Source organism: Ensifer sp. ENS08, from assembly GCF_014852195.1.
In the GTDB taxonomy this organism is placed as follows: domain Bacteria; phylum Pseudomonadota; class Alphaproteobacteria; order Rhizobiales; family Rhizobiaceae; genus Ensifer; species Ensifer adhaerens.
The window spans coordinates 120451-134218 of record NZ_JACVBF010000004.1 but is presented as its reverse complement, the minus strand read 5'-3'; the positions used below and the strand labels follow the sequence as shown (position 1 = coordinate 134218).

17 protein-coding genes are annotated in these 13768 nt (G+C 64.3%); 8 read left to right on the top strand and 9 right to left on the bottom strand.

What is annotated here, in order from left to right; all coding sequences use genetic code 11:
- Positions 1-3: 3 nt before the first annotated feature.
- Positions 4-321: a DUF167 domain-containing protein gene (locus IB272_RS12665; protein WP_060586466.1), complete on the bottom strand. Its 318-nt coding sequence runs from the start codon at positions 319-321 to the stop codon at positions 4-6.
- Between the two features lie 21 nt (positions 322-342).
- Positions 343-636, bottom strand: coding sequence for a YggT family protein (locus IB272_RS12660; protein ID WP_089044330.1), 294 nt, complete (start codon positions 634-636; stop codon positions 343-345).
- Positions 637-873: 237 nt separating this feature from the next.
- Here IB272_RS12660 and IB272_RS12655 point away from each other — a divergent pair, with 237 nt between their 5' ends.
- A complete protein-coding gene (locus IB272_RS12655) occupies positions 874-2115 on the top strand; it encodes an MFS transporter (RefSeq protein ID WP_060586465.1) in 1242 nt (413 codons plus the stop codon).
- 21 nt (positions 2116-2136) lie between these two features.
- On the opposite strand, the gene IB272_RS12650 is transcribed toward IB272_RS12655, so the two are convergent.
- From IB272_RS12650 to hemC, 6 genes are all read right to left on the bottom strand, one after another.
- Positions 2137-2871, bottom strand: coding sequence for a glutamine amidotransferase (locus IB272_RS12650; protein WP_060586606.1), 735 nt, complete (start codon positions 2869-2871; stop codon positions 2137-2139).
- A 7-nt stretch (positions 2872-2878) separates the two neighbouring features.
- Positions 2879-3361 carry a TerB family tellurite resistance protein gene (locus IB272_RS12645; protein WP_034802604.1) on the bottom strand — a complete coding sequence of 161 codons (483 nt, stop codon included), beginning with the start codon at positions 3359-3361 and terminating at the stop codon, positions 2879-2881.
- 26 nt (positions 3362-3387) lie between these two features.
- Complete coding sequence (locus tag IB272_RS12640; protein ID WP_192444449.1) at positions 3388-5034, bottom strand: heme biosynthesis protein HemY; 1647 nt, start codon at positions 5032-5034, stop codon at positions 3388-3390.
- Positions 5035-5045: 11 nt separating this feature from the next.
- The gene (locus tag IB272_RS12635) at positions 5046-6326 is read right to left on the bottom strand and encodes a mitofilin family membrane protein (RefSeq protein ID WP_060586461.1); all 1281 of its coding nucleotides are present in this window, start codon (positions 6324-6326) and stop codon (positions 5046-5048) included.
- A gap of 102 nt (positions 6327-6428) precedes the next feature.
- Positions 6429-7142: a uroporphyrinogen-III synthase gene (locus tag IB272_RS12630; RefSeq protein ID WP_034802598.1), complete on the bottom strand. Its 714-nt coding sequence runs from the start codon at positions 7140-7142 to the stop codon at positions 6429-6431.
- Positions 7143-7146: 4 nt separating this feature from the next.
- Positions 7147-8076, bottom strand: coding sequence for a hydroxymethylbilane synthase (gene hemC / locus IB272_RS12625; protein ID WP_060586459.1), 930 nt, complete (start codon positions 8074-8076; stop codon positions 7147-7149).
- 74 nt (positions 8077-8150) lie between these two features.
- Between hemC and tsaD the strand changes: the two genes are divergently transcribed.
- Genes tsaD through IB272_RS12600 form a run of 5 tightly spaced genes read left to right on the top strand, consistent with a single transcriptional unit; the run spans position 8151 to position 11770 of the window.
- A complete protein-coding gene (tsaD, locus tag IB272_RS12620; RefSeq protein ID WP_060586457.1) occupies positions 8151-9245 on the top strand; it encodes a tRNA (adenosine(37)-N6)-threonylcarbamoyltransferase complex transferase subunit TsaD in 1095 nt (364 codons plus the stop codon).
- Positions 9246-9271: 26 nt separating this feature from the next.
- Entirely contained in the window at positions 9272-10273 is a 1002-nt protein-coding gene (locus IB272_RS12615; RefSeq protein WP_060586456.1) for an NAD(P)H-dependent glycerol-3-phosphate dehydrogenase, read from the top strand.
- Between the two features lie 56 nt (positions 10274-10329).
- Positions 10330-10623, top strand: coding sequence for a YciI-like protein (locus IB272_RS12610; protein ID WP_034802587.1), 294 nt, complete (start codon positions 10330-10332; stop codon positions 10621-10623).
- A gap of 7 nt (positions 10624-10630) precedes the next feature.
- Positions 10631-11062 carry an EVE domain-containing protein gene (locus IB272_RS12605; RefSeq protein WP_034802584.1) on the top strand — a complete coding sequence of 144 codons (432 nt, stop codon included), beginning with the start codon at positions 10631-10633 and terminating at the stop codon, positions 11060-11062.
- 48 nt (positions 11063-11110) lie between these two features.
- Positions 11111-11770: a methyltransferase gene (locus tag IB272_RS12600; protein WP_034802582.1), complete on the top strand. Its 660-nt coding sequence runs from the start codon at positions 11111-11113 to the stop codon at positions 11768-11770.
- Positions 11771-11846: 76 nt separating this feature from the next.
- Here the strand turns inward: IB272_RS12600 and IB272_RS12595 are convergent, their stop codons facing one another.
- On the bottom strand, positions 11847-12668 hold the full coding sequence (locus IB272_RS12595; protein ID WP_060586454.1) for a hypothetical protein: 822 nt from the start codon (positions 12666-12668) through the stop codon (positions 11847-11849).
- A 305-nt stretch (positions 12669-12973) separates the two neighbouring features.
- Here IB272_RS12595 and sdhC point away from each other — a divergent pair, with 305 nt between their 5' ends.
- Together sdhC and sdhD are read left to right on the top strand one after the other, a co-directional pair.
- Entirely contained in the window at positions 12974-13366 is a 393-nt protein-coding gene (gene sdhC / locus IB272_RS12590) for a succinate dehydrogenase, cytochrome b556 subunit (RefSeq protein ID WP_060586452.1), read from the top strand.
- Between the two features lie 16 nt (positions 13367-13382).
- On the top strand, positions 13383-13763 hold the full coding sequence (gene sdhD / locus IB272_RS12585; protein WP_034802578.1) for a succinate dehydrogenase, hydrophobic membrane anchor protein: 381 nt from the start codon (positions 13383-13385) through the stop codon (positions 13761-13763).
- Positions 13764-13768: the final 5 nt, after the last annotated feature.

Sequence of the window (13768 nt, the reverse complement as noted above, 5' to 3'; positions counted from 1 at the left end):
GCTTTATCTGCCGGCCAGTTCGGCAAGGCGTTTCATCAGCTCCTCCGGGTCGCTCTCGATCCGGAGGATTTTTTTGCGCTGCGTTTCGCCTGAGATGAGGGAGAGCTTGCTCTTGGCAAGCCCGAGCGTCTTGGCAAGAAAGGCAAGCAGTGCCTGATTGGCCTTGCCTTTCTCCGGGACCGCGCGGACGCGCACTTTCAGATATTCTTCGCCATCAGCAGCGGTTTCCAGCCCGTCGATGGCATCACGGCCGCCGTTCGGCGTCAGGCGCACCGTCAGTCGAACATGGTCGCCATGCGCGGTGAAGGCCGTGCTACTCACCCTGCACCTGGCCGGCCGTCGTCAGCCCAGCAAGGCCGGCGCGATCGTCGTGTTCAGGAAAAGCTGGATAAAATAGAGGATTACCAGAACGACTAGCGGCGAAAGGTCGACGCCGCCCATGTCGGGCAGGATGCGGCGGATCGGGCGGTAGAGCGGCTCGGTCAACTGGTAAAGCGAGCGGCCGATCATGTTGATCGCCTGGTTGTTCACGTTGATGACATTGAACGCGTAGAGCCAGGAAAAGATGGCCGACGCGATGACCAGAAACCACGCGATGTTGATGATGAAGTTCAAGGTGCCGATAACAGCAAGCATGCCGGTCTCCAAATCGTTATTGACAGACATGTAGACATTGAGACCTAAACGAGCAAGTACGCCGGTTTATCGGGCGCGATCATGTTTAACGTGTGGCCGCTCGACAGTCGGTGCCGACGAAAGCGTGTCGCGATCCTTCAGATGCGCTGCCTGCCTTCTGAATATTGACGTTTCACTTGTCGTTATCGCAAAGCCGCGACCCAGTTTTGCGCAACCCGCTTCAGGAGCGACTTCCTCATGTCCGCCGTCCATGCCTCGCATCGTTTTGCCGCGTTTCGGCATGTCGGCTATCGTCGCTACTTCTTCTCGCGCTTCCTCGCCTATTTCGCGATCCAGATCATCTCTGTCGCGGTCGGCTGGCAGATCTACGATCTGACGCGCGATCCCTTCGATCTCGGCTTGATCGGCCTTTTCCAGTTCCTGCCATCGCTGGTGCTGATCCTCGTCACAGGATCCGTGGCCGACCGCTACAACCGGCGCATGATCATGGGCGTCTGCATGGTGGTCAGCACGCTTTGCGCAGCGGCGCTGCTCGCGCTGACAGTCACCGGGCTGTTTTCGCCGTGGCCGGTTTATGCGGTTCTCGTGGTCTTCGGCATCGAGCGTGCGTTCCTTGCGCCCGCGTCGCAATCGCTGGCGCCAAACCTGGTGCCGCCGGAAGATCTGCCCAACGCGATCGCCTGGAACTCCACCTCCTGGCAGACCGCGATGATCGTCGGCCCGGTCGCGGGTGGTCTCATCTACGCGCTCGGCGCGGTCTTTCCTTATGCCATCGGCTTCTGCTTCTTCCTCGCCTCCGCATTCATGGTCTTTGCCATTCCGAAGCCGGCGACGCGCACCCAGGCCTCGGCGCAAAGCTGGCAGACGGTCACCGCCGGCTTCCGCTACATCAAGGCGGAGAAGGTGGTGCTCGGCGCCATATCGCTCGACCTTTTTGCAGTGCTGCTCGGCGGCGCCGTGGCGCTGATGCCGGTCTTTGCCCGCGATATCCTCGACCTCGGCCCCTGGGGGCTCGGCCTGTTGCGCGCGGCCCCGGGTGTCGGCGCCGTTGCCATGGCGGTCTGGCTGGCGGCGCACCCGATCCGCCATCGCGCCGGTTTCTACATGTTCATCGGCGTGGCGCTTTTCGGTCTCGGCACCGTTATCTTCGGCCTTTCAGCGACCCCCTGGGTCTCGATCGCGGCCCTCGTCGTCATGGGTGCTGCCGACATGGTATCGGTCTATGTGCGCGAGACGCTGATCACGCTCTGGACGCCGGACGAACTGCGCGGCCGGGTCAACGCCGTCAACATGGTCTTCATCGGCGCGTCGAACGAGCTTGGCGAATTCCGCGCCGGCATGATGGCGTCCGGCTTCGGCGGGGTCTTTGCCGTCGTCTTCGGTGGCATGGGCACGCTGCTCGTCTCAGGGCTTTGGGCGCTTGGCTTTCCGCAATTGCGCAAGATCGATACGCTCGACGTGCCCGATCACCACAAGTAAGCGGTGCGAGCGGACAGCACGTTACGCGCTTTCCGCCTTTTCTCCCCGCCGTTCATCGCGCAGGAAGATCAGTTCCAGGAAGTTCTCCATCCAGGTGCGCAGCGGTCCGTCGTGCTGCATGCGGCCGTCGAGATGGGCCTTGCCCACCTGGGCACCGGGCATCTCGAAGCGATGGGCGCCGTGCACCACCCAGCGATGCATCATCGCGCGGGTGAGTTCGCCGTGGAACTGGATGCCCCAGGCATTGTCACCGTAGCGGAAGGCCTGGTTGGGGTAGGTGTCGCCAGTTGCGAGCAGCTCGGCGCCGGAAGGCAGGTCGAAGCCCTCGCGGTGGAAATGGTAGACCATGGCCGGCCAGTCCATCAGCGCCTTGCCGGCCTCGGTCGCAACCAGCGGATACCAGCCGATTTCGGTCATGCCCTCGTGATGGGGTGCCACCGAGCCGCCGAGGTTGCGCGCGAGCATCTGCGCGCCGAGGCAGATGCCGAGATAGGGCTTGTTTTCCTTGAGCGGCACGGAAAGCCAGTCGATCTCTCGGCGGACGAACTCTTCCTCGTCATTGGCGCTCATCGGGCCGCCGAACACGATCGTGCCGCTGTGCCGTTCCAGCGTTTCCGGCAGATCGTCGCCGAGCGCCGGACGACGGATGTCGAGCCCAAAACCCTTCTGCTCGAGTATCTGGCCGACGCGGCCGGCGCTCGATCGCTCCTGATGCAGGATGATCAGGACGGGTTTTCGGGCGCTGTCGTCGGGCATCGGCATTTCAGTTATCCTGTTGTGACTCGGCTTTCTCGACCGTGTCGCTTCTGGCCGCCGCCTCCTGGCGCTGCAACACCCGGTCGCGACCGGAAACGCCGAGCAGATCGGCAATACGCCAGATCACGTGATCTTCCATCTCACTGCGCTCGCCATCGGCATAGACGACGTCCCAGAGCATGCCGACGAGTTCGACGCGTTGCTCCTCGGAGAGGTGACGCTTGAGCTCGGCGGTGAATTGGTAGAAGTCGATCGCCTCGCTCTCGGCAGTCTCGCCGGCTTCGATCAAAGCGGAGAGCGAGGCATCGTCGAGCTTGTAATGCTCCTTGATGACCTTGCGCATCTTGCGCCGCTCGGACGCGAGGATCCGGCCGTCGGCCTCCATCACCTGGAAACAGAGAGCGATGACCGCCACGCGCGGATCGCCATGCTCTATGCGCTTCGCCGGGCCGGTCAGACCATCGAGAAACGTCCGTAAGCGTTCAAACATGTATTTTGCCACAGCCCCTTGAGAACTCAGAACAATCGGAAAGTCGTCTTTTCCGGCGCCTTCTCGCCAGCGGCCGGATCGCGCACGCCGGGGTCATCCGGCGGGCGGCCGAAGAAGGGATCGGGCCTGTGCTCGCCATTCGCACCCTCTTCCTTCTCCGCCTTGACCGGAGGCTTGTCGGCAACCGGTTCCGGCGCCTTGCGCTCGGCGACCTTGATCGGCTGCGGTGCCGGACGCGGCTCCTCGCGCTCGGCCTCCAGGATCACCGGCGTCTCGCTGCGCCGGGCTGCGGGTGCGGGCTGGTGCACATGCGCCTCCACCACGGCGGGCAGGCTGCGGATCGCCTCGTCGGCGTTCGACTGGTCGTGGTCGACGGTGGCCGAAAGCGTATGCGGTGGCGCTTTCCATTCGAAGGCATCGAGCCGGCCGCTCACCGGCGAGACCGGCAGCCAGGTCGGCGAGGTCACGCCGTCGGCGGTCCAGGCCGGATCGCGCGGGCTCTTCAGCGCCTGCGCCATCCAGTGACGGATGCGGCCCTCGTCGCCGGTGTCGGCCTCTTCGATGTCGGCAAGCAGCAGGAAGATGCTCTCGGTCGGGTCGAGCCGGGCGGCGGCTTCCGCCTTGGTGCGCGCCAGAAGCAGTTCGCGCGCTTCGAGCGCGGCTTCGGCGACGGCAGCCATCGCCACGGCATTGTTGGGCTTCAAGGCTTCGAGCTTGCGCGCCCGTTTCAACCGGTCGACCGCAGTGTCGCCGCCGCGGGCGCGCACGTAGAGCCGGGCCACGTCCGGATGCGGCTCGTGCTTCCAGTTCTTCTCCAGGATCGAGGTGCCCTTGCGCAGGTTGTCCTCGCGAAACAGCGCCTTGGCGGCCGTCAGCGCCGCCGGCACCAGATGTTCGTCGAGCTTCAGCGCGGCAAGCGCATCGTCCCGCGCACCTTTCACGTCGCCCTCGAGCTTCGTCATTGCGCGCGCCGTCAGCAGCACTGCCTTCTTGCGATCGGCCTCCTTGCGATCGACCACATGGGCGACACGGCTCTGGTCGAGCAGACGCAGGGCATCGTCCCACTGTCCCGCCTGGCTTTGGCTGTCGAGGGTTGCAAGCGCTGCCCAGGGCAGGTTCGGCGCCTTTTCGGCGGCGCGCTCGGCATATTGCCGCGCGGCCTCGTGGGCGCCGAGCCGCTTGGCCTCGAGATAAAGGCCGCGAAGCCCGAGTTCGCGCGTCTCCGGATCGTCGGCCATCAGCTCGAACTTGCGGCGGGCGTCGTCGTACTTGCCTTCGATCAGTGCGGTCTGGGCTTCGAGCAGGTGGATCAGCGGTTCCTGGTCGGCGCTGATCAGGCCGCGGGTGCGGGCGGTCATCTTGCGGGCAAGATTGGCGTCACCGGCGCCGGCGGCGATCAGGCCGGTCGACAGCGCCTGGTAGCCGCGGTCGCGCTTGCGGGCGCGGAAATAGCGGGTGACCGTGTGCGGCGAAAGCCAGATGGTGCGCACCAGCCAGACGACGATCAGCACCGCGGCAATCAGCGAGATCAGCAGCGATGCCGCGCGCATCAGGCTCATCTCGATCAACTGGCCCTGCCAGACGACCGAAAGTTCGCCCGGCCGGTCGGCGAGCCAGGCGAAGCCGAGGCCGAGACCAAGCACGATCAGGATGAAAATCAGAATGCGGATCATATCTGGTTCCCTCAGCCTTCCGTGCCTGGTTTTGCCATCGTCGCAGCGACGGCGGCATCGATCGCGGCTTCGACCCGCAAACGCTGGTCGAGCTTGGCCTTGAAAGCCTCGCCCGCCGGCTTGGCGGTGTCGGGCAGACCATTCCATTCCAGAGCGGCGCCCTTGAGGTCGCCATTGTTCAGCTTGTCCTCGATCCGGGCGATGACGGCTTCGGGCGTTTCACCCTCGACGCTGCCGACGGGACGCACGCGGATGCCGGACATGGCGCTGGACACCAACCGGTCGAAGATGCCTTCGTTCGGGTCGGGCTGGTTGACAGCGTCGAGCATGGCGTCGGCGGTTTTCGGAAACTCGCGGCGCAGATCCGTGCGGGTCGGCACGCCGACCTGGGCATCCTGGGCGAGCGCGGCGACGGCTTGTTCGTCCGGCGCGATGCTGCGCAGCGCGTCGAGTTCGGCGAGGAAAGGCCCGCCGCGATCGATGGCCGACTTCAGTGCAGTGACCGCAACGGCTTTCGCCATCTGGATATCGTTGACCGGCTCGTTGAGCTTCTGCTCGGCGGTCTCGATGCGGCTCGTCAGTTCCGCCTTCTCGGCGGTTGCCGCCTGCTGCGCATCGGCGAGCGCTGTCTTCAGACCTGCAAGCTCCTTGGTGAGATTGTCGACTTCCGCCTTCAGCGTCTCGACCTCGGCGCTCGGTGCGCCGTTTGCGGCCGGTTGGGAGGCGGACTGTTCGAGCGAGGCGATACGACCTTCGAGTGCGGTGTTGTCGACGACGGCTGCGGGGGTGGGCAGCGCCGCGATCTGGTCGCGCAGGGCCTGCAGTTCGCCGGAAATGTTCTGCTCGACGCCGCGGGTCGGCCCAAGTCCAGGCACGATGCCGGCATATTGCAGGCCGCCGAAGCCGAGCAGCGTCACGAGACCGCCGACGATGCCGGCCGCGAGCGCCCCGGAGTTCGATACCGGCTTCTGCGGCGGTGCCGGTTCCGGCTCGCGGGCCACATGCGGCGGCTCTTCGGCGAAGACGGCCGCGGCCGCGTCGGCGGCGGCATCGGCGCGCTGCTCCTCGATTTCTTCGTCCAGGCGGGATCCGGCGGCGCTGTCGTCGCTGGTGTCCCTTATCGGCTCATCCGTCTCGGCTTTGTGCGCTGTGTTCTCGGCCGCAGCGTCTGCCAGCATCTCGCCGGTTGCTTCCGGGCCGGCCGGTTCCGCAACGGTTTTCTCCGCTTCGAGGTCGATCGTCAGCGGTTCCTTCTCGGACTTCGAGCGGCGCGGCGGGTTTTCCGATACCATGGTGACCTCTTACCGTTAGTGCCTGTCGGCTCTTCCTTCAAACCTAGTCAGCCGGAACGGTGAGGGAAAGCCCCTCCGTTCCGTTTTTGGATGAATTCGATGTTAGAGAAGACTGAAAAGGCTGTCTTCATCGGGCCTTGCGGCGGTCTCCGCCACGACGTTACCCGGCAGCGCCTCGGCCACCACGGGGCTGAGGCAGAGGTAGCGCGGCGCAAAGGAAGCAGCATCGACACCGGCTTCGGAAAGCAGGCGAACGAACTGTCGCGCGGTCTCCCGCGAGTATAAAAGCACGGCGTCGGGACGGCTGCTTCGCCGCAGATCTTCGATCGCGGCGCGCGAATGAGCGATCGGCTCCATGCGGTAGCACTCGACCGTCCGGTGCTCTATGCCGCGTTGTCTCAGCCCCTTTTCCAGCCCTTCGGAGCGCGGCGTTCCTGCCAGATAGAGCAGGGGAAGTGGCGGCAGCGTGTCGATGGTCGCGCCGATTAGTTCCGCCAGGGACTGGCCGGTACCCTCCGCTATGCGCAGATCGGAGAAACCGAGCCCGGCTGCTGCTTGCGCCGTGGCGGCGCCCACGCAGAAGCACGGGGTCGCCAGATGCTGTGACAGGTCTGCATCTGACGATACGAGCATCCGAATGGCTTCGGCGCTGGTGAGCACGATCGCCGCATGCGGCACTTCAAGCGCGGCAACGGAGACGGCAGCAAGATGGGTCGCCTGCATCAGCGGCAGCAGGATCGGCCGGTGGCCGGCGGCTTCCAGCCGGCGTACCGTCGCCTCGGCGGCGGGAAGCGGCCGGGTGACGAGCACGCGCATGGCTTTAAGTCCAGCTTGCAAAGAAGCCGGGGCCTGCCTTGGCGCGGATCTCTTCTCCGGCCTTTTGCCCAAGCGCTTCGGCGTCGGTGGCCTTGCCCTCGATCGTAACCCGGTGATGGGTCTGGCCGTCGGGCGTGAGGATCATGCCGGAAAAGCTGATATGGGTGCCGTCCGAGGTGGCGAGACCGGCGATCGGCGTGCGGCACGAGCCGTCGAGCGTCGCGAGGAAGCCACGCTCGCAGGCGACTGCCTCATGGGTGCGGGGATCGTCGATGGCTGCGAGCAGGTCGTTGATGCGGCTGTCGCCGATGCGGCTCTCGATGCAGATCGCGCCTTGGGCCGGCGCCGGCGGGAATTCCTGGGGGTCGAGCAGTTCGGTCGGAACGTCGGTCATGCCGAGACGCTTGAGGCCCGCATAGGCAAGCAGTGTCGCATCGACCTGGCCCTCGGCGAGCTTTCTCAGCCGCGTTTCCACCTGGCCGCGATAGGTGATGACATTGATATCCGGACGCAGCCGGCGGATCAGCGCCTGGCGGCGCAGCGACGACGAGCCGACGGTCACGCCTTGCGGCAGTTCCATCAGTTTTTTTGCCGTCCGACCGATGAAGGCATCTCGAATGTCCTCACGCGGCAGGAAGGCGGAAAGACAGAGGCCGTCAGGCAGTTTCGTCGGCATGTCCTTGGACGAATGCACAGCGAAATCGAGTTCGCCCGACAGCAATTGTTGCTCGATCTCTTCGGTGAACAGGCCCTTGCCGCCGATCTCGGCGAGCGAGCGGTCGGTGATCCGGTCGCCCTTGGTCGAGAGGATGACGACCTCGAACATTTCCGGCGCCAGACCATGCGCCGCTGCGAGGCGATCGCGCGTTTCATGGGCTTGAGCGAGCGCCAGCGGGCTGCCGCGCGTGCCGATCCGGAAAGGTTTTGTTTGCATCAAAGGCTATCCATTGTTACCGGAGTTCCGTGTACCCACCTTTCGGTGCGACCGCAATCTTTGAGTAGTTCCCGATGTCTCCGCCCCTGCGCATCCTCGGCATAGAAACAAGCTGCGACGAAACCGCCGCTTCCGTCATTTTGCGCGATTCCGACGGTAAGGGCCACATCCTCGGCGACGTGGTCTTAAGCCAGCTGGAAGAGCACAGCGCCTATGGCGGCGTGGTTCCGGAGATCGCGGCGCGCGCCCATGTGGAGGCGCTCGACACGCTGATCGAGGAAGCGCTGCTCAGGGCCGGCGTCACGCTTTCCGACATCGACGCCATTGCTGCGACAAGTGGTCCCGGTCTGATCGGCGGCCTGATCGTCGGGCTGATGACCGGCAAGGCGATCGCGCGCGCAACCGGCAAGCCACTCTATGCCGTCAATCACCTCGAAGGCCACGCGCTGACCGCGCGGCTGACCGATGGGCTCTCCTTTCCCTATCTGATGCTGCTCGTTTCCGGCGGTCACACGCAACTGATCCTCGTCAAGGGCGTCGGCGAATACGAACGCTGGGGCACGACGATCGACGATGCGCTCGGCGAAGCCTTCGACAAAACGGCCAAGCTGCTCGGCCTCCCCTATCCGGGTGGTCCGGCGGTCGAGCGGGCAGCACTTGCCGGCGATCCGCGGCGTTTCGATTTTCCGCGACCGCTCGTCGGTGACGCCAGGCTCGATTTTTCCTTTTCAGGATTGAAGACGGCGGTGCGCCAGACGGCGCAATCGCTGGAGCCGGTAACGGAGCAGGATATCGCCGATATCTGCGCCTCGTTCCAGCGGGCGATCTCGCGCACACTGAAGGATCGGGTCGGGCGCGGTCTGAAGCGCTTCAAGGCGGAACATGGCAGTGTGGCGCGCCCGGCGCTGGTGGTTGCCGGTGGTGTCGCCGCCAACCAGGTGCTGCGCTCGACGCTGCAGACCTTGTGCGCGCAGTCGGGTTTCGACTTCATCGCGCCGCCGCTTTCGCTCTGCACGGACAACGCGGCAATGATCGCCTGGGCCGGTGCCGAGCGGCTGGCGGCAGGCATGGCGGCCGACGGCCTTGATGTCGCGCCGCGCTCGCGCTGGCCGCTCGACGCCCAGGCGCAGGCGCTGCTCGGTTCCGGCAAACGCGGCGCCAAGGCGTGACAAGATCTAAAGCATACGGATAGAGCATGAACGACATTTCCAAGAACGGGCCGAAGATCGTCGTGGTCGGCGCAGGCGCCTTTGGCACCGCGCTCGCCGCGGTTGCCGCCTCGACCGAAGGCAGCGACGTGACGCTGCTTGCCCGTCGTGCGGAAATTGCCGAAGCCTGCCGCGACACCGGCCGCAATGAGGATGCCCTGCCGGGTATCGACCTGCCGGCGGCGCTGAAGCATACGGCCGACGTCTCCGTCCTGGCGGACGCCGAAGTCGTGCTCTTCGTCATGCCGTCGCAGGCACACCGGGATGCGGCGCGCCAGTATGGTCCTCAGATCAACGCTGCAGCCACGATCGTCACCTGTGCCAAGGGCATGGAGCAGGCGACTGGCCGATTGCTGACCGACGTGCTGGCGGAGGAATTGCCCGGACGTTCGATCGGCGTGCTCTCGGGTCCCGGTTTCGCTGCCGACATCGCCAAGGGCCTGCCGACCGCGATGGTGATTGCCGCGGCCGATGCTGCGACGGCGACGATGCTGGCCGAGGTGCTCTCGGGTCCGACCTTCCGGCTCTATCCCTCGCAGGATCGCATCGGCGTGCAGCTCGGCGGCGCGCTGAAGAATGTGCTGGCGATCGCCTGTGGCATCGTCGAGGGCGCAGGCCTTGGCGACAGCGCCCGTGCCGCGCTGATCTCGCGCGGCCTTGCCGAGATGTCGCGTTTCATTGCCGCCGAAGGCGGCGAGGCGGATACGGTGCGCGGTCTCTCCGGTCTCGGCGATCTGGTGTTGACGGCGACCAGTCACCAGTCGCGCAACCTGCGTTTCGGCATCGCGCTCGGCAAGGATGGTCGCGCCAGCGGACGCAAGGGAGAACTGGTCGAAGGCGCGTTCGCCGCATCGGTTGCTGCCCGCGTCGCCCATGATCTCGGCGTCGAAATGCCGATCACCGAAGCGGTGGCGGCGATCATCGACGGCAAGCTCGATGTCCGCACCGCGCTCGAACAGTTGATGACCCGCCCGATCACCCAGGAATGAAGGGAGCGGCGATCTTCCGCCCGCATCCCGCGCCAACGAAAACTCTAGGAGGAAGCATGCTCTTCGCACTTCATTGTACCGACAAGCCAGGCGCGCTGCAGCTTCGGCTCGATACCCGCCCTGATCACGTCGCCTATCTCAACGATCTTAACGCCAAGGGCATTTTGAAGATGGCCGGTCCGTTCCTCGGCGACGACGGCAAGCCGACCGGTAGCCTGGTGCTCGTCAAGGCGGAGACGATCGACGAGGCGCGTGCGATCGCCGAAGCCGATCCCTATGCCAAGGCCGGGCTCTTTTCCAATGTCGAGATCAAGGCCTTCAACTGGGTCTTCAACAATCCGGAGGCTTGAGACCAAGATGGCGCATTGGCTCTACAAATCCGAACCGTTCAAATGGTCCTGGCAGATGCAGAAGGATGCCGGCGCCAAGGGCACCGAATGGACCGGCGTGCGCAACTATCAGGCGCGCAACAACATGCGGGCGATGCAGATCGGCGACAAGGGCTTCTTCTACCACTCGAACGAAGGGCTTGAGATCGTCGGCATCGCCGAGGTCTGCGCGCTGTCGCATCCGGATTCGACCGCCGAAGGTGACGCCCGCTGGGACTGCGTCGATATCCGCGCGGTTGCCGACATGCCGCGGCCGGTGACGCTGAAGGAGATCAAGGACAATCCGAAGCTCGCCAAGATGTCGCTCGTCACCTCCATGCGCCTGTCGGTGCAGCCGGTGACCGAGGACGAATGGCTCGAGGTCTGCCGCATGGGCGGGCTCGACAATCCGCCGCGCTAGTCTTGTTTTCCGCCTGTCCGGGACGCTCGGGCAGGCGCGGAGAGTTTTGTGAAGACCGATCCGGAAAGCTTCATCCTCGAAAACACCGATGTGCTCACGCCGCCGCATGTGCCGGAGATCCGTCTGCATCTGGCGACCGAAGCGCATGAGCTCTGGCTGAAGACCGAGGAAGAGTTGCAGGAGATCGGCCTGCCGCCGCCGTTCTGGGCCTTCGCCTGGGCCGGCGGGCAGGGGCTCGCCCGCTACATCCTCGATCACCCCGAAGCTGTGCGCGGCCGCCGTGTCGTCGACTTTGCCTCCGGTTCGGGTCTGGTGGCGATCGCGGCGATGAAGGCGGGTGCAGTATCGGTGCTGGCCGCCGATATCGACCCCTGGGCGGAAACGGCCGTCCGGCTCAATGCCGCACTTAACGGGGTCACGCTTTCCTATACCGGCGAGGACATCACTGGCCGCGATCTTGAAGCCGAGGTCTATCTCGCCGGCGACGTCTTCTACGACAAGGCTTTTGCCGACCGGTTGAAACCGTGGTTTTCGGGACTTGCCGCGAACGGCGCCTCGGTGATCGTCGGCGATCCCGGACGTTCCTATTGCCCGCGCGAGATGATGACGGCGCTTGCCACCTACGAGGTTCCCGTCACCCGGGCGCTGGAGGACAGCGAGGTCAAGCGCACCACCGTCTGGCGCTTCGGCACCACTTCCTGCAATTGACGATGCCTGCACTTCCGACGATGCGCCCGATCATCGAAGCCGTTGGCCTGACGGGCTGATATCGCTGTAGCCGCGATTACCGGCGGATGACGCAGACGCCGTGTTCGTAGGCGCAGGAACCGTTCATGGTCTGTGGCGTGACGTTGATGATCTTGCCGCGTTTCGCCTCGGGCGGCGGCGCAGTATCTGCCTCATCCGCATAGCCGTAGTCGCCTTCCTGGCTGAAATAGATGCCATTGCCGACGTCGACATAGGCCGAAATGCCGCCGACATAGGTGCCGATACCAGGAATGATGTCCGGATATTCATCACCGCCATAATAGCTCGGGCGATAGTCTCGGCCTTGGTTGCTCGATGTCCAGATCTCGCGCCCGGCCTGATCGCGCCCCCATCCGCCGCCATTGCCCCACCGCTCGGGATAGGCCCGATATTGCGGCAGGCGGACATGGCGGGTGCGGGTCGAGACCTGCGGCGGCACGTCATAGATGCCTGGGCGACCGTCGTGCCTGCGGGCGTCGGATGTCCAGTAGTCGCGACCGGCTCCGTCGCGCACCCATCCGCCACGCTGCTCCGACCGTCCGGCATAAGCGCCGGGGTAGGGGCGGTAGCGCGGCAGGCGAACGTGCCGGGTGCGCGTGTTCACTTCCGGCGGGCCACCGTTGGACGCCCAGTCGCGGCGCGGTCCGCGATGGCGGTCCCAGTTGTTGCGATAACCCATGCGATCGAAATCGTGACGAGGATAGAAACGATCGGCATTCATTCTGACATGGCGTGTTCGCGTCTGCGCCTCCGGCAGTCCGCCCCGGTCTCGAGCTTCCATCGGAATGTAGCTGGTGGCGATGACCAGGCCGGCAAGCGCTAGCACTTTGGTCGCATGGATTGCCCTGAACAGAATCATTCTGCCCGCCCTCCGGGTGACGCTTAACAAATCGTTAAGAGCACTCTGGGCCACATCGTCGGGAAAGTCACGGAATTGCTTGGCTTTTTGTCGCTATCGTTAACGCCGGCCCATGTCTCCGGCTGGCAGGAAAATGGCGCAATTCGTCTAATCGATTAAATTGATTTTGCACCGCAAACACACTTGTCGTTAAGCTTTATGGTGATTAAAGGTCCGAATGACTGAATTGCGCACAATCAGGTGCGATACCGGACTAAAATCGTCCAGTTTTTTGGGCGGAAATCCGGGCATTCCGTGAGGTTCCGATGACGAATGTCACAAGAAGCCGGCCACTCTCGCCGCATCTTCAAATCTATAAACCTATCCCGACGATGGTCATGTCCATTGTGCACCGCATCACCGGTGGTGCGCTCTACTTCGGGACCATCCTCGTCGCCTGGTGGCTGATCGCCGCTGCGTCGGGTGCTGCCTATTACGACTGGGTCAGCTGGCTGTTCGGTACGCTGATCGGCAAGCTGGTGCTGTTCGGCTATACCTGGGCCCTGGTGCACCACATGCTCGGCGGCTTGCGCCACTTTGCCTGGGATCTCGGCTACGGCTACGAGAAGCACTTCGCCACCAGGATGGCCAAGGCAACGATCATCGGTTCGGTGGCGCTGACGCTGCTGATCTGGGTGGTCGGCTATCTCGTTCGCTGACTGAGGGAGAATACTCATGGATATGCGCACTCCTCTCGGCAAGGTTCGCGGTCTTGGCTCGGCCAAGGAAGGCACGGATCATTTCTGGCGCCAGCGCCTGACGGCCGTCGCCAACGTTCCGCTGTTGATCTTCTTCGTCATCTTTCTCGTTCGCTACGCAGGCGCGCCCTATGCGGATGTCGTCGCCGCGCTCGCGAACCCCTTCGTCGCCGTCGTCATGGCGCTCGTCGTGCTCTCGGGCCTCGTTCACATGCGGCTCGGCATGCAGGTGATCATCGAAGACTACGTGCATGGCGAAGGCATGAAGATCGTGCTTCTCATGCTCAATACATTTTTCACGATCGCGGTTGGCGGGCTCTGTCTCTTCGCCATCCTGAAGATCGCTTTTGCAGGGTAATTTCG